This window comes from Cupriavidus basilensis (assembly GCF_000832305.1).
Lineage (GTDB): Bacteria > Pseudomonadota > Gammaproteobacteria > Burkholderiales > Burkholderiaceae > Cupriavidus > Cupriavidus basilensis_F.
Window position 1 is genome coordinate 1,240,826 of record NZ_CP010536.1, and the last position, 15,340, is coordinate 1,256,165.

The following is a 15,340-nucleotide window of genomic DNA, read 5'->3' on the forward strand; positions in this document are numbered from 1 at the left end:
GCTCTCCCGCTCTCCCGCTTGCCTCGTGGCCGGTGAGACAGGGGAGGGCGCCAGGCCGTGTCCTTGCCGCTTCGCATGCTGTCCGCCGCTTCGGTGCGGTGGCGGCAAATCGTCACGCCGATCAAGGTGACGCGCGCGCTTCGCCGCGCGCGACTCGCAAACCTTATGCACCGACCCTTATCGTTCTCTCTCGCTTCTCGGTTGCGCGCCATGCTGGCCGCGCTGCTCCTGCTGGCCGCGTGCCCGCTGTGGGCCGCGCCGCTCACGCAGGCCGACCTGAAGCCGCTGGCCGAAGACGACTTCGACGCCAAGACCGCCGCGATCACCGCGCTGATCAAAGCGCCGGTGGCGCAGGCCGGCCCCATCCTCAAGGCCTTGCAGGACGATACGCTGCAGTACGCGCCCGGCGTCGGCATGGTGCGCCAGGACGGCGACAAGCTGGTGGACGCGATCAGCGGCACGCCGGTCACGGTCAAGCCCGATGCGCTCGAAGCGCTCACCCTGAACAACAGCCTGCGCGCAATGGTGGACAGCGCCGCCAGCAGCACGCTGCTGCAATCGCCTGATGCGGCGGTGCGCACGCAGGCCGTCAATACGCTGCTGGACCAGCCGGGCAGCGCATCGCGCCCGGTGGTGGAGGCCGCGCGCAAGGCCGAGGCCGATGCCGGCCTGCGCTCCAAGCTCGATGTAATCTGGGCCAATATCGTGCTGGCCGATGGCAACCGCGACGATCGTCTCGAAGCCATCCGCATCCTCGGCCGCGACAGCAATCCGCAGAGCCGCCAGAAGTTGCAGCCGCTGCTGGAAAAGGACGCCGCCGGCAACTTTCGCGAGCCCGACGCCGAACTGCGCGGCGCCGCGCAGCAGGCCCTCGACGCCCTGCGCGGCGACCAGCGCCGCGCCGAGCTGATCGGCAACCTCTTTGCCGGCTTGAGCCTGGGCAGCGTGCTGCTGCTCGCCGCGCTGGGGCTGGCCATCACTTACGGCCTGATCGGCGTCATCAACATGGCGCACGGCGAATTCCTGATGATCGGCGCGTACGCCACGTACATGGTGCAGGGCGTGTTCCGCGCGCACTTCGCCAGCGCGTTCGACTGGTACCTGCTGTTCGCGCTGCCCGCGTCGTTCCTCGCCTCCGCCGTGGTCGGCTTCGTGCTGGAGCGGCTGGTGCTGCGCCATCTCTACGGCCGCCCGCTGGAAACCCTGCTGGCCACTTTCGGCGTGAGCCTGCTGCTGATGCAGGCGGTGCGCACGCTGTTTGGCGCGCAGAACGTGGAAGTGGCCAATCCATCCTGGATGAGCGGCGGCATCGAATGGCTGCCCGGCATGGTGCTGCCGTACAACCGCATGGTCATCATCGTGTTTGCGCTGGCGGTGGTGGCGGTGGCCTGGGCCGTGCTCAACCGCACCCGCCTTGGCCTGTTCGTGCGCGCCACCACGCAGAACCGCACCATGGCGGCGTGCGTGGGCGTGCGCACCTGGAAGGTGGACAGCTACGCCTTTGCCTTTGGCGCGGGCATTGCCGGCCTGGGCGGCTGCGCGCTGTCGCAGATCGGCAATGTCGGCCCCGACCTCGGCCAAGCCTACATCATCGACTCCTTCATGGTGGTGGTGCTGGGCGGCGTGGGGCAGCTCGCGGGCACCATCATCGGTGCTTTCGGGCTGGGCCTGATCAACAAGTTCATCGAGCCGTTCTATGGCGCGGTGCTGGCCAAGATCTTTGTCCTGGTGCTGATCGTGCTCTTCATCCAGAAGCGCCCGCAGGGACTGTTCGCGCTCAAAGGGCGCAGCGCGGAGGCATGATGAAGACTTCACTCCCGAATTCATCCACGGCGGGCTTCCGGCTGGCCGTGCCGGAGCGCCAGCCGCTGTTCTCCGGGCGCAGCTGGACGGCGTTGCTGATGATCGCATTGGTGGTGGGCATCGGCGTGCCGGTGTGCGCGCTGCTGGTGCCCGAAGGCCATCCCATGCATCTGTCGGCCTATGCGCTGACGCTGATCGGCAAGATCATGTGCTTCGCGCTGGCCGCCATCGCGCTGGACCTGGTGTGGGGCTACTGCGGCATTCTCAGCTTGGGCCACGGTTTGTTCTTCGCGCTTGGCGGCTATGCCATGGGCATGTACCTGATGCGCAGCATTGGCCGCGAAGGCGTCTACAAGAGCGACCTGCCGGACTTCATGGTGTTCCTCGACTGGAAGGAGATGCCGTGGTTCTGGCACGGCACCGAGCATCTCGGTTACGCGATGCTGCTGGTGGTGCTGGTGCCTGGCGTGCTGGCGTGGCTGTTCGGCTTCTTCGCTTTTCGCTCGCGCATCAAGGGCGTGTACCTGTCCATCATCACCCAGGCCATGACGTACGCCGCCATGCTGCTGTTCTTCCGTAACGAGACGGGTTTTGGCGGCAACAACGGTTTCACGGATTTCAAGCGCGTCGCCGGTTTTGCCGTGGCTGCGCCGCAGACCCGCACGGCGCTGTTCGTGCTGACGTTCCTTGCCCTGCTGGCCGGCTTCATCGCCTGCCGCTACATCGTGACGTCCAAGCTCGGCCGGGTCGTGACCGCGATCCGCGATGCCGAGATGCGCGTGATGTTCTCGGGCTATAACCCGCTTGGCTACAAGCTGTTCGTGTGGACCTTCTCGGCCGTGCTGTGCGGCATCGCCGGCGCGCTCTACGTGCCGCAGGTGGGCATCATCAACCCGGGCGAGATGTCACCGGCCAACTCCATCGAGATGGCCGTATGGGTGGCCGTGGGCGGACGCGGCACGCTGATCGGCCCGATCATCGGCGCCTTTATCGTCAACGGCGCCAAAACCATGTTCACGGCTTACTTCGCGGAGTACTGGCTGTTCCTGCTGGGCGCGATGTTCGTGCTGGTCACGCTGTACATGCCGGATGGCGTGATCGGCCTGCTCAAGCGCGCGCGTGCCATGCGCGCAAGCCCGCAGGCCGCGCCGGGCAACGCGGCGACTGCGCCGGCGGCCGCCACTCGCAGCGGAGGGGAAGCATGAACGCGGCACTGGGAGCACAACAGGCGGAAAGCGGCGGCACCACGGGCCTTGGCCGCGTCATGGAGCCGGGCGTCATCGACGTCTCGCATGGCCCCATCCTTTACCTGGAAGACGTGACCGTGCAGTTCGACGGTTTCCGCGCGCTGAACAACCTTACGCTGTCGATCGACCACGGCGAGCTGCGTTGCGTGATCGGGCCCAATGGCGCGGGCAAGACCACCATGATGGACGTGATCACCGGCAAGACCGGGCCGCGCAACGCCAACGTGAGCGGTCGCGTGTTCCTCGGCCAGAGCATCGACCTGATGCGCATGACCGAGCCCAAGATCGCGCAGACCGGCATTGGTCGCAAGTTCCAGAAGCCCACCGTGTTCGAGCAGCACGAAGTGTGGGAGAACCTGGAACTGGCGACGAAAGGCGACAAGCGCTGGTTCACTTCATTGCGCGCGCGCCTGGGCGCGCAGGGGCATCGCCGCATCGAGGAAACGCTGGCGCTGACGGGGCTGGAGGACGAGGCTTATCGCCCGGCCGGCTTGCTGTCGCACGGGCAGAAGCAGCGGCTGGAAATCGGCATGCTGCTGATGCAGCAGCCGCAGTTGCTGCTGCTGGACGAGCCTGTGGCCGGCATGACCGATGAAGAAACCATGCAGCTGGCCAAGCTGCTCAACAGCCTGCGCGGCACCTGCTCGATGATGGTGGTGGAGCACGACATGGAGTTCGTCGCCGCACTGGCCGGCGATGCGGGCAAGGTGACGGTGCTGGCCGAGGGCAGCGTGCTGGCCGAAGGCACGCTCGACGCCGTCAAGCGCGAGGAGCGCGTGATCGAATCCTATCTCGGCCGCTAGGCGCAGGACCAGATCGAAAAGAGGAATGAGACTATGTTGCAGGTCAATGCACTCAACCAGTTCTACGGCGGCAGCCACATCCTGCGCAACGTCACCTTCGAGGTGCCACAAGGCAAGCTGACGACCTTGCTCGGCCGCAACGGCGTGGGCAAGAGCACCCTGCTCAAATGCCTGATGGGCGTGGTGCCTACCAAGAGCGGCAGCATCAGCTGGGCGGGGCAGGCGCTGGAGAAAAAGCCGCCGTACGAGCGCGTGACAGCGGGGCTGGCCTACGTGCCGCAGGGCCGCGAGATCTTCCCGCGCCTGACGGTGGAAGAGAACCTGCTGATCGGCGCGGCCAGCCTGAAGAGCCCGTCGGGCGTGCCGGACCGTATCTACCAGTTGTTCCCGGTGTTGCGCAGCATGCGCCAGCGCCGCGGAGGCGATCTCTCCGGGGGGCAGCAGCAACAGCTGGCGATCGGCCGCGCGCTGATGAGCGAGCCGGAACTGCTGATCCTGGACGAGCCGACCGAAGGCATCCAGCCCTCGATCATCCAGGACATCGGGCGCGCGCTGCGCCTGCTGGTGGATGAGTTCGGCATGACGGTGCTGCTGGTGGAGCAATATTACGAATTCGCCCGGCACCTGGCGGATCATTACGTGGTGATGAGCCGCGGCGAAGTGGTGGCAAGGGGCGAGGGCGCGAAGATGGAAGAGGAGGGCGTGCGGGAGCTCATCGCGGTGTGATGCGACACGCGGTGCCGCATGATCGTAGTGCTGGTGTGTTCCCCTCTCCCGCTGTGCGGGAGAGGACGCACGCTTGCCGGCGGCCGCTTGAGTACCGTCCCGAAAGTGGTCTCGGATGTGGTCTCGAGTGCGGCCCCGGAAGCCGCCGCGAATACCACTTCCAGTGCTCCTGGCCGCGCGCTATGATGCCCGCATCCTGCGCACGATGCATTGCCGGACGCCTTTGCCATTCCAACATTCATGCGTCATCCAGACTTTCCTTCGACCCTCGCCGCGCCACCCGCATGGGAGGCCAGCCTGCGCCTGCGCTTTGCCGCGCGCGCCGAGCGCAGCGCGCTGGTCGAGCGCCGCCACCAGGGGCCGTTGCTGGTGCAAAAGCCACTCTATCCGGAGGGATCGATCTGCCACGTGGTGATCCTGCATCCGCCCGCGGGCGTGGCCGGCGGCGACAGCCTGGACATCGACGTGACGGTGGGCGCCGGCGCCCATGCGGTGCTGGCGACGCCCGGCGCCACCAAGTGGTACAAGTCGCTCGGCCGGGAGGCGGCGCAGCGCGTCACGCTGACGCTGGAAGCCCGCGCGCGGGTGGACTGGCTGCCGCAGGAGAACATCGTTTTTGACGACGCGCACGCGCGCCTTGCCACCACCGTGACGGTGGCGCCCGGTGCCAGCGCGATCGGCTGGGATGCGGTCGTGCTGGGCCGGCAGGCCAGCGGCGAGACCTGGAGCCGCGGCACGCTGGGCATGCAGACCCGGGTGCAGGGCGGCGGCAAGCGCGCGCTGTGGATCGAGAGCGCGCAACTGGACGCGGCGTCTGCGCTGCGCCAGGCGGTGGCCGGGCTGGACGGGCTCAATGTCATGGGCACGCTGTGGGCGGTAGGTGACGGTGCCACGCAGGAACTCGCCGAGACGCTGGCCGAGCAGTTGCCGTATCGGCCGGACCTGCGCGCCGGCGTGACGCGGCTCGAGCAGGACGGCCAGTCGATGTTGCTGCTGCGCGTGCTGGGTGCGCAGATGGAAGCGGTCAGGCACTTGATGGCGACGGCGTGGAGCGCGCTGCGCGAACCGATCCACGGTGTGCCGGCCAGGCCCCTGAGGCTGTGGGCGACGTAGGTGCTGACGCAGGCATTGTTCATCGCGCGCCGCACGGACAACACAAAAAACAACGGGAATACCAAGATGGAACTCACTCCGCGAGAGAAGGACAAGCTGTTGATCTTCACCGCAGCGCTGCTGGCCGAGCGCCGCCGCGCGCGCGGGCTCAAGCTCAACTATCCCGAGGCGGTGGCCTTGATCACCGCCGCCATCATGGAAGGCGCGCGCGACGGCCGCTCCGTGGCGGAGCTGATGCACGAGGGCACGACCGTGCTCTCGCGCGAGGACGTGATGGATGGCGTGGCCGAGATGATCCCGGATATTCAGGTGGAAGCGACTTTCCCCGACGGCACCAAGCTGGTCACCGTGCATCATCCCATCGTTTGAAAAAAAGTCTGAACAAAAGTTTGAACAAGACACGAGGTCAAGACATGAACCACGCTGAACACGCTAACCGCTCGCGCGCCGTGAGGCTCGCCACCGTGGGTGCTTCGCTGGCGCTCGCCAGCGCCGCCGCCGTCGCGCATCCGGGCCATGACGCCACCACGGTTGGCGCCAGCCTGTTTGCCGGCTTGCTGCATCCCTTCACTGGCATGGATCACTTGCTCGCCATGGTGGGCGTGGGTGTGTGGAGCGCGCTGGGTGCGCGCTCGCCGCGCGAAGCCTTGCGCATGCCCTTTGCCTTCGTGGCGTTGATGCTGGCCGGCGCGGTGCTCGGCCTCGCCGGCATGAGCCTTGCGCTGGTGGAGCCGATGATTGCTGCGTCGCTGCTGGTGATCGGCTTGCTGGTGGCACTGCGCGCCAAACTGCCGGCATGGGCGGGGATGGCCATCGTGGGCGGCTTTGCCGTCTTCCACGGCTATGCGCACGGATCCGAGTTGCCGGCCACGGCCGGCGCCTTGCCCGCGGTAGCGGCCTATGTGGGCGGCTTCAGCGTGGCCACGATGGTGCTGCACGCGGCCGGCATCGGCCTGGGCGGCGCGCTGCGCCGCCACGCGGGCTGGCTGGCGCGGCTGGCCGGTGCGGGCGTGGCGCTGTATGGCGTTGGCCTGATGGTTGCCTGAGCGCACTGACCTCGACAAGGAACCCATCATGATCCCCGGTGAACTGATGCCCGCTGAGGGCGAGATCGAACTGAACGCCGGCCGTGCCACGGTCAGCGTCGTGGTGGCCAACACCGGCGACCGCCCGGTCCAGGTCGGCTCGCATTTCCATTTCTACGAGACCAACCCCGCCCTGGATTTTGACCGCGAGGCCACGCGCGGCTTCCGCCTGAATATCGCCGCCGGCACCGCCGTGCGCTTCGAGCCGGGCCAGAGCCGCACGGTGGAACTGGTGGCGCTCGCCGGGGCGCGCATCGTCTACGGCTTCAACGGCAAGATCATGGGAGCACTGTGATGAGCGTGAAAATCTCCAGGCAGGCGTATGCCGAGATGTTCGGCCCCACCACCGGCGACCGCCTGCGGCTGGCCGACACCGGGCTCGTCATCGAGGTGGAGAAGGACTTCACCGTCTACGGCGAGGAGGTGAAATTCGGCGGCGGCAAGGTGATCCGCGACGGCATGGGGCAGAGCCAGCGCATGGCCAAGGACTGCGTCGACACTGTCATCACCAATGCGCTGATCGTCGATCACTGGGGCATCGTCAAGGCCGACATCGGCCTCAAGGACGGGCGCATTGCCTCCATCGGCAAGGCCGGCAACCCGGACATCCAGCCGGGCGTGACCATCGTCGTCGGGCCGGGCACCGAGGTGATCGCGGGCGAGGGCATGATCGTCACCGCCGGCGGCATCGACAGCCACATCCACTTCATCTGCCCGCAGCAGATCGAAGAGGCGCTGATGAGCGGCGTCACCACCATGATCGGCGGCGGCACCGGGCCGGCCACCGGCACCTTTGCCACCACCGTCACGCCTGGCCCCTGGTTCATGGAGCGCATGCTGCAGGCGGTGGAAGCCTACCCGATGAACATCGGCCTGCTTGGCAAGGGCAACGCCAGCCTGCCCGGGCCGCTGATGGAGCAGGTCGAGGCCGGCGCCATCGGGCTCAAGCTGCACGAGGACTGGGGCACCACGCCCGCGGCCATCGACAATTGCCTGAGCGTGGCGGATGCCACCGACACGCAGGTGGCGATCCACACCGATACGCTTAACGAGGCCGGCTTTGTCGAGGCCACCGTGGCCGCGTTCAAGGGCCGCACCATCCATACGTACCACACGGAAGGCGCGGGCGGCGGCCATGCACCCGACATCATCAAGGTATGCGGCGAGCCCAACGTGCTGCCGTCGTCGACCAACCCGACGCGGCCGTACACCGTCAATACGCTCGACGAACACCTCGACATGCTGATGGTCTGCCACCACCTGGACCCGTCGATCGCCGAGGACATCGCCTTTGCCGAAAGCCGCATCCGGCGCGAGACCATTGCCGCCGAGGACATCCTGCACGATCTCGGCGCGTTCTCGATGATCTCCAGCGATTCGCAGGCCATGGGCCGGGTCGGGGAGGTCATCATCCGCACCTGGCAGACCGCGCACAAGATGGCCGCGCAGCGCGGCAAGCTGCCCGGCGACCCCAACGACGCGCGCGGCGGGCATGACAATTTCCGCGTCAAGCGCTACATCGCCAAGTACACGATCAACCCCGCGCTCACGCACGGCATTGCGCACGAGGTGGGCTCGGTCGAAGTCGGCAAGTGGGCTGACCTGGTGCTGTGGAAACCGGCCTTCTTCGGCGTCAAGCCGAGCCTGATCCTGAAGGGCGGGATGATCGCCGCGGCGGCGATGGGCGACCCCAACGCATCGATCCCCACGCCGCAGCCCGTGCACTACCGCCCGATGTTCGGCGCCGCCGGACGCGCCCTGCACAAGTCATCGCTGACCTTCGTTTCGCAAGCGGCGCTGGCCGCCGATGTGGGCGGGCGCTACGGCCTGAACAAGGTGCTGTCGGCGGTACAAGGCACGCGCACCGTGGGCAAGCGCGACATGGTGCACAATGACTGGCAGCCGAACGTCACGGTGGATCCCGAGACCTACCAGGTGGTGGCCGACGGCCAGTTGCTGATCTGCGAGCCGGCTACCGTGCTGCCGATGGCGCAGCGTTATTTCCTCTTCTGAAGGGCCGCTTTGCAAAAGATCGACAAACACCTCGCCGCCCCGCACGGCATCGCCGCCGTGCTGGTGCGCCGCGCGCCCAAGCTGGTGCTGCCTTTTTCCGACCGCAGCAAAAGCCGCCTGCGCGCCACCCTCGACAACGGCGAAGAAGTGGCGCTGTTCCTTGCGCGCGGCACCGTGCTGCGCGGCGGCGACCTGCTGGTCACCGAAGGCGGCGTCTTTGTCGAAGTGCAGGCCGCGCCGGAATCCGTGCTGCAAGTCGGCGCCAGCGATCCGCAGGCACTGATGCGCGCGGCCTACCACCTCGGCAATCGCCACACGCCGGTGGAAGTAGGCCGCGACTACCTGCGCCTGGAATTCGACCCGGTGCTCGCGGACATGCTGGCCCGCCTCGGCGTACAGGCCGAACGCGCGGAACTGCCCTTCGAGCCGGAAGCCGGCGCCTACGGCGGCGGGCACAAGCATGGGCACGATGCGACGTTTGCCGAGGACTATGCCGCGGCGCAGGCCGTGTTCCGTGAGCATCACGGGCACGAGCACGATCATGGCCATGCGCACAGTCATGACCACGGCGATGAACATGGCCACAAACATGGCCACGACCACGCTGCGCATGTGCATGACGAGAACTGCGGGCACAAGCATTGAGGCTTGGTTCCACACGCATGAGCAAGCCACCGCGCACCCAACCTCCTATGCCCGAACTCCCCTCTCCCGCTTGCGTGGGAGGGTTGGGGGAAGAGGGTGAGCGCGTGCCGAAACCCCGGTTCGCCAAATTGCTCCGTGCCAGCCAGACCGATGCCGAGCAGCGACTCTGGTATCGCCTGCGCGCCTATCGCTTCATGGGCCTCAAGTTCAAACGCCAGAAGCAGATCGGCCCTTTTATTGCCGACTTTGTGTGCATGGAATTGAAGCTGGTGATCGAGGCTGACGGCGGGCAACATGGCGATGCGTCCGATGGCGCGCGCGACGCATGGTTCAAGCGCAGCGGTTATACGCTCCTGCGTTTCTGGAATAACGAAGTGCTGGCGCAAACGGATGCCGTGTTGGAAAGAGTGCGTGAGGTAGTTTTGGAGCTGGGGCACGTGGATGCGCCCGCCCTCTCCCCCAGCCCCTCTCCCGCAGGCGGGAGAGGGGAGCAAACCGGCTGCTCATCGGAGCATGCTGGATCGATATCGTCCACCTCGCCAACACTCACCTCTCCCGCGAGCGGGAGAGGGATGCAAACCGGTCGCTCATCGGAGCATGCTGGATCGATATCGTCCACTTCGCCAACACTCCCCTCTCCCGCGAGCGGGAGAGGGGCTGGGGGAGAGGGCGGGCGCTCGCCGAAGCCAGCGGCCTCCGAGCCCTCGGGAGACGCAAGTCGGCGCCCTATGCGCAAGCGCCCATGACCCAGCTCTCCCAACTCATCTCCCTGCTGCACCTTGCCTCGCCGGCGCTGCCGATCGGTGGCTTCAGCTATTCGCAAGGGCTGGAGGCTGCCATCGAGTGCGGCATGGTGCGCGATGCCGGCAGCGCGGAGCAGTGGGTGCGCAGCAACCTGCTGGACGTGCAGGCGCAGTGCGAAGCGCCCGTGTGGCTGCTGCTGTATCGCCATTGGCGCACGCTGGATGCAACGCGCCTGGCCGAATGGAACGACTGGTTCCACGCCACGCGCGAAAGCGCCGAGTTGCGGCTGGAGACGGAGCAGATGGGCTGGTCGCTGGCGCGGCTGGTGGCGCAGATGGAGTGGGGCGATGCCGCGCTGCGCGTGCAGTTGGCGGTGTTGTCGCCGGTGTGCCTGCCTACCGCTTTTGCCGCGGCTTGCGTGGCGCTGGACGTGAATGAGCGCGACGGCCTGGCGGCCTATTGCTTCAGCTGGGCGGAGAACCAGGTGTCGGCGGCGCTCAAGGCGGTGCCGCTGGGGCAGGTGGCCGGGCAGCACATCCTGCGCAGGCTGCATCCCGCGGTGCTGGAGACCGTCGACGAGGCCGTGCGGCGCGCCGCTGCCGAGCCGCCGCTGCTGTCCACTTTTTCCCCGATGCTGGGGCTGCTGTCCGCGCGCCATGAGACGCAGTACTCGCGGCTGTTCCGTTCCTGAGCGCGGCCGTGCGCGAAACACACAACGATTTCCCAAGACAAGATGTCCACCATGACCCAGGCTCGTACCAAGAAGAATCCTCCGTTGCGCGTCGGCGTGGGCGGCCCCGTCGGTTCCGGCAAGACTACCTTGCTGGAGATGCTGTGCAAGGCCATGCGCGAGCGCTATGACCTGGTCGCCATCACCAACGATATCTACACCAAGGAAGACCAGCGCTTGCTGACCATCTCCGGCGCCTTGCCGGCGGAACGCATCATGGGCGTGGAAACCGGCGGCTGCCCGCACACCGCGATCCGCGAGGATGCCTCGATCAACCTCGAAGCGGTCGACCGCATGCTGGGCAAGTTTCCCGATGCCGACATTGTCTTCATTGAGTCCGGCGGCGACAACCTCGCGGCCACCTTCAGCCCGGAGCTGTCGGACCTGACCATCTACGTGATCGACGTGGCCGGCGGCGAGAAGATCCCGCGCAAGGGCGGACCGGGCATCACCAAGTCGGACCTGCTGGTGATCAACAAGACCGACCTGGCCCCTTATGTTGGCGCCAACCTGGAAGTGATGGAAAGCGATGCGCGCAAGATGCGTGGCGCCCGCCCGTTCGTGATGGGCAGCGTGAAGTCGGGGCAGGGACTGGCTGAGGTGATCGCATTCATCGAGCGCCAGGGCATGCTGGGGGTGTAGCGCCGGGCTGCCGCATGCCGCGCCGTCGGCGGCGGCGGGCGTTGCGTGCACCGGGCATGGACGGCGCGCGACGCCCTCGCCGTCCATGCATGCCGCCGCAGCGCCGCGGCTTGTGGCATACTTTGCGCTCCATGACGTTCCCATCGCTCGCCCCTTCCTGGCTGTGCCGCACCACCGATACCGGTGGCGTTGCTGCACGCGCGGGCGCCGAGCTGCCGGCGGGGCTTGCCTCCACGTCCGGCGCGTCGTCGATTTCCGCCTCGATTTCCTTCTCGTTCTCCATTATTCGAATTATCCGGGGTCGCTGAGCTGCGGCTTTGGCTGGTGCTCGGTGGCCCGTGGTCCCTCCCTTGCCGTGCACGGCCACAGGGGCCTGCACGCGACCAACCGATTCGATGGAGAACACCCGATGTCCGATCTTTCCGACCTGCGCGCGCACGCCCGCTATCCCTCGCTGCCCGAAATCCAGAGCACCGCGCGGCGCTTGCAAGGCAAGGTGCTGGAGACGCCCGTGTGGCGCTGGCAGACCGGGGCGGCCCTGCAACTCGATGCCGGCACGCAGGTCTGGCTCAAGCTGGAGCTGTTCCAGATCACCGGCACTTTCAAGGTGCGTGGCGCGCTCAACAGCATCGAGCACATGGATGCATCTGCGCGGGCGCGCGGCGTGGTGGCAGCCAGCGCGGGCAACCATGCCATGGCGGTGGCCTACGCGGCCAAGGTGGCTGGCGTGGGCGCCAAGCTGGCCATGCCGGCCACCGCCAGCCCTGCGCGCGTGGCGGCCTGCCGTGAGGCGGGCGCCGAGGTGCTGTTGCTGCCGGACGTGCATGCCGCTTTTGCCCACGCGCTGCAGCTGGTGGCCGACGAAGGCCGCACCATGGTGCACCCCTACGACGGCCCGCTGATCGCGCAAGGCACCGCAACGGTCGGGCTTGAGCTGATGCGCCAGGTGGCTGGGCTGGATGCGGTGGTGGTGCCGGTGGGCGGTGGCGGCCTGTGCGGCGGCATCGCCGCGGCTGTCAAGCAGATCAATCCGGCTTGCCGGGTCTATGGGGTCGAGCCGGAGGGCGCCGATGCCATGAACCGCAGCTTCGAGGCCGGGCGGCCGCAAACGCTGGAGCGCGTCGCGACGGTTGCCGACAGCCTGGGCGCGCCTTATGCGCTGGACTACAGCTACGGCGTGTGCCGCCAGTTTGTCGACGGCATGGTGCGCGTCTCCGACGAGGCGATACGCGCGGCCATGCGCATCCTCTATCGCGACATGAAGCTGGCAACGGAGCCGGCTACCGCGGTGTCCACCGCGGCGCTGCTGGGGCCGCTGCGCCAGACACTGGCGGGCAAGAAGGTCGCGCTGATCGTGTGCGGTTCCAATCTCGACGCAGCGCGCTTCGCCGAACTGCTGGCAGTGGACGAGCCCGCGGGCGCCAGCTGAACCCGATGCCGTCAGGCCTGCACGGCCCTGACGGCGATCGTGCGCGCCACCGATGCGATCACGTCCTGCTCTGCATCGGTCATCAAGGCCATATGGCGCACCGTGACGCGCTGTGCCGGCGTGATGTTGAACTCGGCGCAGCGTTGTTCCAGCACGAGTGCGCCGCCGCGGCCACCGCTGTCGGCCTCGCTGAAGTTGAGCATCTCGCTGGCGTCCACGCCCAGTGTGCCGGCCAGCGCGCAGATATTGATCAAGGAGACATTGCGCACGCCGCGCTCGATGCCGCTGAGGTAGGAGCGCGCCATGCCGCTTTCGAGAGCGAGCTTTTCCTGTGACCAGCCACGTTGTTTGCGCAGCTCGGCAAGGTGCAGCCCGAAGCGCTTGAGAGGATCGGCGACCATGGCTCTGTACGTGATTGAGAACAGATCGAGGCTAAGGGTTTGACCTCTTTGTAGCGACGCCTTATAGTAGTACGCACTATAGGTCACTGGCCCGGCACTCGGTACTCGGCACTCGGTATCGGGTACCCGGTACTCGTCACGCGTCTCCGTACGTCGTTGCGTGCCAGGCGAGACGCGGCAAACACGTTGCTGACAACCTGGCAACCTGCGGATGATGCCCGTCGGCGCAGGGTAAAACCTTGTCCAAGTGTTACTAATGGGTTTCGTGGCCACAAGGAAAGAGGCGGCCCGCCTCGGCATCTTGTCAAGGCGGCGAGGCACCAGGCTAAAAAGATCACGACCTCGACATAGAGGCACTCCAATCCCCGGGGAAGCGCGGCGCTGTATTTTTCCACTACGCGGAGAGTGAGTGCCATGCGTATTTTTTCGTTGTTCGACGCGCAGATGCGCGGCGAAATCCTGACAGGCGGAACCGCGTCGCAGTTGCGCGTGGGCCTGCAGGTAAGGGTGGTGCCGGAAGCTGCCGGCCTGGGCAGCAGCGGGGACTACATCTTCTTGCGGCAGGGCGCGATGCAGTCCGGCATTGTCACCACGCGCGCCGAGTGGTGGGCTTGCCTGCACGGCACGATCAAGCTGACGCCGGTGGGCGGCGAGCCGGTGCTGGTGTCGGTGGGTGGCGTGTATGCGCTGCGCCAGGCCGAGCGCGTGCATCTGGCGGCGCTGCAGGACACGGTATTGATCCGTGCGATCCTGGACCCGAATGCCGTCGGGCTGGTGGGAGCGGGCGTGACCAGCAGCTACGATGCCTTTGCCGAGGGCCAGGCGGATCTCTGGCAGGCCGATGGCGCGCAGCACGGTGAGCATGATGTGCCGCGCGCCAACGCGGCCTTTGTCTGTCTGGCCGAGGGTGAGCCTGAATGGGCGCTGCGCTTGCGCGCGGCCGGGCTGAACTGGGCGGCCTGCCATGCGGGCACGCTATGCTTGCAGTGGCATTCGCCATGGCCGCATGTCGAGCGGCAGGTGGCGTACCTGCAGCCGGGCATGGTCTTCGCGCCGGATGCGGATGAGGCGTACCGGATCGAGGCGCTGCATCCCGCAGCGAGCCTGCTGTGCTGCCTGCAGGCGCCGGCGCGCGTGGCCGGCGCGGGCGAGATGCAGGTGGTTTCCCTGCATTGACAGCCTGGCGCCATGGCCGCGCCGGCGGGCTGCTCAGCGGCGCTGGTACTGCGTGGCGCCGAACAGGATTTCCCGTTCCTTGTCGCCGCTCAGCGGCTTGCGTTCCTGCGCCAGCACCGCGACGCCGCGCTGCACGGCGGGCCGCTCGGCGATCTCAAGGAACCAGCGCTTCAGGTGCGGATAGTCGTCGAGCTCCACGCCCTGGTTCTGCCAGCTGCGCAGCCACGGGAAGGTCGCGATATCGGCCACGGAGTATTCGCTGCCGGCCAGCCAGGCATGTTCCGACAATTGCTTGTCGATGACGCCGTACAGGCGCTTGGCCTCGTTGGTGTAGCGGTTGATGGCGTACTCGATCTGCTGTGGCGCATACATGCGGAAATGGTGCGCCTGGCCGAGCATCGGGCCGACGCCGCCCATCTGGAACATCAGCCATTGCAGCGCGTCGTACTTGCCGCGCACGTCCTCGGGCAGGAACTTGCCGGTCTTGCCGGCGAGGTAAAGCAGGATGGCGCCGGACTCGAACAGCGAGATGGGTTTGCCGTCCGGGCCGTCGGGATCGACGATGGCCGGGATCTTGTTGTTCGGGCTGATCTTGAGGAAGTCCTCGCCGAACTGGTCGCCGGCGCCGATGTTGATGGGGTGGACCTTGTACGCGAGGCCGCACTCCTCGAGCATGATGTGGATTTTGTGGCCGTTGGGCGTGGGCCAGCTGTAGACGTCGATCATCGGGAAGGGCTCCTGGCTGCGATCGTGCAAACGGTGAATCGCCACATCGACCACACG

At 66.9% G+C, this 15,340-nt stretch carries 18 protein-coding genes; 16 read left to right on the top strand and 2 right to left on the bottom strand.

Going from position 1 to position 15,340, the window contains the following annotated elements:
* Positions 1–165: 165 nt before the first annotated feature.
* The 15 genes from urtB (at position 166) to RR42_RS05695 (ending at position 12,980) form a co-directional block, all read left to right on the top strand.
* The gene (urtB, locus tag RR42_RS05635; protein ID WP_082054979.1) at positions 166–1,803 is read left to right on the top strand and encodes an urea ABC transporter permease subunit UrtB; all 1,638 of its coding nucleotides are present in this window, start codon (positions 166–168) and stop codon (positions 1,801–1,803) included.
* Positions 1,803–3,008, top strand: a complete 1,206-nt coding sequence (gene urtC, locus RR42_RS05640) for an urea ABC transporter permease subunit UrtC (protein ID WP_043344771.1) — start codon at positions 1,803–1,805, stop codon at positions 3,006–3,008. The genes urtB and urtC overlap by 1 nt, the downstream gene beginning before the upstream one ends.
* Positions 3,005–3,853, top strand: a complete 849-nt coding sequence (gene urtD, locus RR42_RS05645) for an urea ABC transporter ATP-binding protein UrtD (RefSeq protein WP_043344773.1) — start codon at positions 3,005–3,007, stop codon at positions 3,851–3,853. Before urtC ends, urtD begins: the two co-directional genes overlap by 4 nt.
* Before the next feature lie 33 nt (positions 3,854–3,886).
* Positions 3,887–4,579 carry an urea ABC transporter ATP-binding subunit UrtE gene (gene urtE, locus RR42_RS05650; protein WP_043344774.1) on the top strand — a complete coding sequence of 231 codons (693 nt, stop codon included), beginning with the start codon at positions 3,887–3,889 and terminating at the stop codon, positions 4,577–4,579.
* A 240-nt stretch (positions 4,580–4,819) separates the two neighbouring features.
* Complete coding sequence (locus RR42_RS05655; protein ID WP_043344776.1) at positions 4,820–5,692, top strand: urease accessory protein UreD; 873 nt, start codon at positions 4,820–4,822, stop codon at positions 5,690–5,692.
* A 66-nt stretch (positions 5,693–5,758) separates the two neighbouring features.
* Complete coding sequence (locus RR42_RS05660) at positions 5,759–6,061, top strand: urease subunit gamma (RefSeq protein WP_043351444.1); 303 nt, start codon at positions 5,759–5,761, stop codon at positions 6,059–6,061.
* A gap of 44 nt (positions 6,062–6,105) precedes the next feature.
* Positions 6,106–6,738: a HupE/UreJ family protein gene (locus RR42_RS05665; RefSeq protein WP_043344777.1), complete on the top strand. Its 633-nt coding sequence runs from the start codon at positions 6,106–6,108 to the stop codon at positions 6,736–6,738.
* 28 nt (positions 6,739–6,766) lie between these two features.
* Complete coding sequence (locus RR42_RS05670) at positions 6,767–7,072, top strand: urease subunit beta (protein WP_043344779.1); 306 nt, start codon at positions 6,767–6,769, stop codon at positions 7,070–7,072.
* On the top strand, positions 7,072–8,790 hold the full coding sequence (gene ureC, locus RR42_RS05675; protein WP_043344781.1) for an urease subunit alpha: 1,719 nt from the start codon (positions 7,072–7,074) through the stop codon (positions 8,788–8,790). Before RR42_RS05670 ends, ureC begins: the two co-directional genes overlap by 1 nt.
* A 9-nt stretch (positions 8,791–8,799) precedes the next feature.
* Positions 8,800–9,435 carry an urease accessory protein UreE gene (gene ureE / locus RR42_RS05680; protein WP_043344782.1) on the top strand — a complete coding sequence of 212 codons (636 nt, stop codon included), beginning with the start codon at positions 8,800–8,802 and terminating at the stop codon, positions 9,433–9,435.
* Between the two features lie 47 nt (positions 9,436–9,482).
* Complete coding sequence (locus RR42_RS38275) at positions 9,483–10,181, top strand: endonuclease domain-containing protein (protein WP_144409744.1); 699 nt, start codon at positions 9,483–9,485, stop codon at positions 10,179–10,181.
* Complete coding sequence (locus RR42_RS05685; protein ID WP_043344783.1) at positions 10,178–10,870, top strand: urease accessory protein UreF; 693 nt, start codon at positions 10,178–10,180, stop codon at positions 10,868–10,870. The genes RR42_RS38275 and RR42_RS05685 overlap by 4 nt, the downstream gene beginning before the upstream one ends.
* Before the next feature lie 51 nt (positions 10,871–10,921).
* Entirely contained in the window at positions 10,922–11,551 is a 630-nt protein-coding gene (gene ureG, locus RR42_RS05690; RefSeq protein ID WP_043351446.1) for an urease accessory protein UreG, read from the top strand.
* A 131-nt stretch (positions 11,552–11,682) separates the two neighbouring features.
* Complete coding sequence (locus tag RR42_RS40375; protein WP_158408262.1) at positions 11,683–11,859, top strand: hypothetical protein; 177 nt, start codon at positions 11,683–11,685, stop codon at positions 11,857–11,859.
* Positions 11,860–11,960: 101 nt separating this feature from the next.
* A complete protein-coding gene (locus RR42_RS05695; protein ID WP_043344784.1) occupies positions 11,961–12,980 on the top strand; it encodes a threonine ammonia-lyase in 1,020 nt (339 codons plus the stop codon).
* An 11-nt stretch (positions 12,981–12,991) separates the two neighbouring features.
* On the opposite strand, the gene RR42_RS05700 is transcribed toward RR42_RS05695, so the two are convergent.
* Positions 12,992–13,381: a helix-turn-helix domain-containing protein gene (locus tag RR42_RS05700; protein WP_043344785.1), complete on the bottom strand. Its 390-nt coding sequence runs from the start codon at positions 13,379–13,381 to the stop codon at positions 12,992–12,994.
* A 414-nt stretch (positions 13,382–13,795) separates the two neighbouring features.
* Between RR42_RS05700 and RR42_RS05705 the strand changes: the two genes are divergently transcribed.
* Positions 13,796–14,557 carry a hypothetical protein gene (locus RR42_RS05705; protein ID WP_043344786.1) on the top strand — a complete coding sequence of 254 codons (762 nt, stop codon included), beginning with the start codon at positions 13,796–13,798 and terminating at the stop codon, positions 14,555–14,557.
* A gap of 33 nt (positions 14,558–14,590) precedes the next feature.
* Here the strand turns inward: RR42_RS05705 and RR42_RS05710 are convergent, their stop codons facing one another.
* On the bottom strand, positions 14,591–15,283 hold the full coding sequence (locus RR42_RS05710; protein WP_043344788.1) for a glutathione binding-like protein: 693 nt from the start codon (positions 15,281–15,283) through the stop codon (positions 14,591–14,593).
* Between the last annotated feature and the right edge of the window lie 57 nt (positions 15,284–15,340).

Excerpts from the sequence above, each read along its gene's own strand:
- urtB (WP_082054979.1), top strand. The coding sequence starts at position 166 with ATGCACCGACCCTTATCGTTCTCTCTCGCTTCTCGGTTGCGCGCCATG.
- urtC (WP_043344771.1), top strand. The coding sequence starts at position 1,803 with ATGAAGACTTCACTCCCGAATTCATCCACGGCGGGCTTCCGGCTGGCC.
- urtD (WP_043344773.1), top strand. The coding sequence starts at position 3,005 with ATGAACGCGGCACTGGGAGCACAACAGGCGGAAAGCGGCGGCACCACG.
- urtE (WP_043344774.1), top strand. The coding sequence starts at position 3,887 with ATGTTGCAGGTCAATGCACTCAACCAGTTCTACGGCGGCAGCCACATC.
- RR42_RS05655 (WP_043344776.1), top strand. The coding sequence starts at position 4,820 with ATGCGTCATCCAGACTTTCCTTCGACCCTCGCCGCGCCACCCGCATGG.
- RR42_RS05660 (WP_043351444.1), top strand. The coding sequence starts at position 5,759 with ATGGAACTCACTCCGCGAGAGAAGGACAAGCTGTTGATCTTCACCGCA.
- RR42_RS05665 (WP_043344777.1), top strand. The coding sequence starts at position 6,106 with ATGAACCACGCTGAACACGCTAACCGCTCGCGCGCCGTGAGGCTCGCC.
- RR42_RS05670 (WP_043344779.1), top strand. The coding sequence starts at position 6,767 with ATGATCCCCGGTGAACTGATGCCCGCTGAGGGCGAGATCGAACTGAAC.
- ureC (WP_043344781.1), top strand. The coding sequence starts at position 7,072 with ATGAGCGTGAAAATCTCCAGGCAGGCGTATGCCGAGATGTTCGGCCCC.
- RR42_RS38275 (WP_144409744.1), top strand. The coding sequence starts at position 9,483 with ATGCCCGAACTCCCCTCTCCCGCTTGCGTGGGAGGGTTGGGGGAAGAG.
- RR42_RS05685 (WP_043344783.1), top strand. The coding sequence starts at position 10,178 with ATGACCCAGCTCTCCCAACTCATCTCCCTGCTGCACCTTGCCTCGCCG.
- ureG (WP_043351446.1), top strand. The coding sequence starts at position 10,922 with ATGACCCAGGCTCGTACCAAGAAGAATCCTCCGTTGCGCGTCGGCGTG.
- RR42_RS40375 (WP_158408262.1), top strand. The coding sequence starts at position 11,683 with ATGACGTTCCCATCGCTCGCCCCTTCCTGGCTGTGCCGCACCACCGAT.
- RR42_RS05695 (WP_043344784.1), top strand. The coding sequence starts at position 11,961 with ATGTCCGATCTTTCCGACCTGCGCGCGCACGCCCGCTATCCCTCGCTG.
- RR42_RS05700 (WP_043344785.1), bottom strand. The coding sequence starts at position 13,381 with ATGGTCGCCGATCCTCTCAAGCGCTTCGGGCTGCACCTTGCCGAGCTG.
- RR42_RS05705 (WP_043344786.1), top strand. The coding sequence starts at position 13,796 with ATGCGTATTTTTTCGTTGTTCGACGCGCAGATGCGCGGCGAAATCCTG.
- RR42_RS05710 (WP_043344788.1), bottom strand. The coding sequence starts at position 15,283 with ATGATCGACGTCTACAGCTGGCCCACGCCCAACGGCCACAAAATCCAC.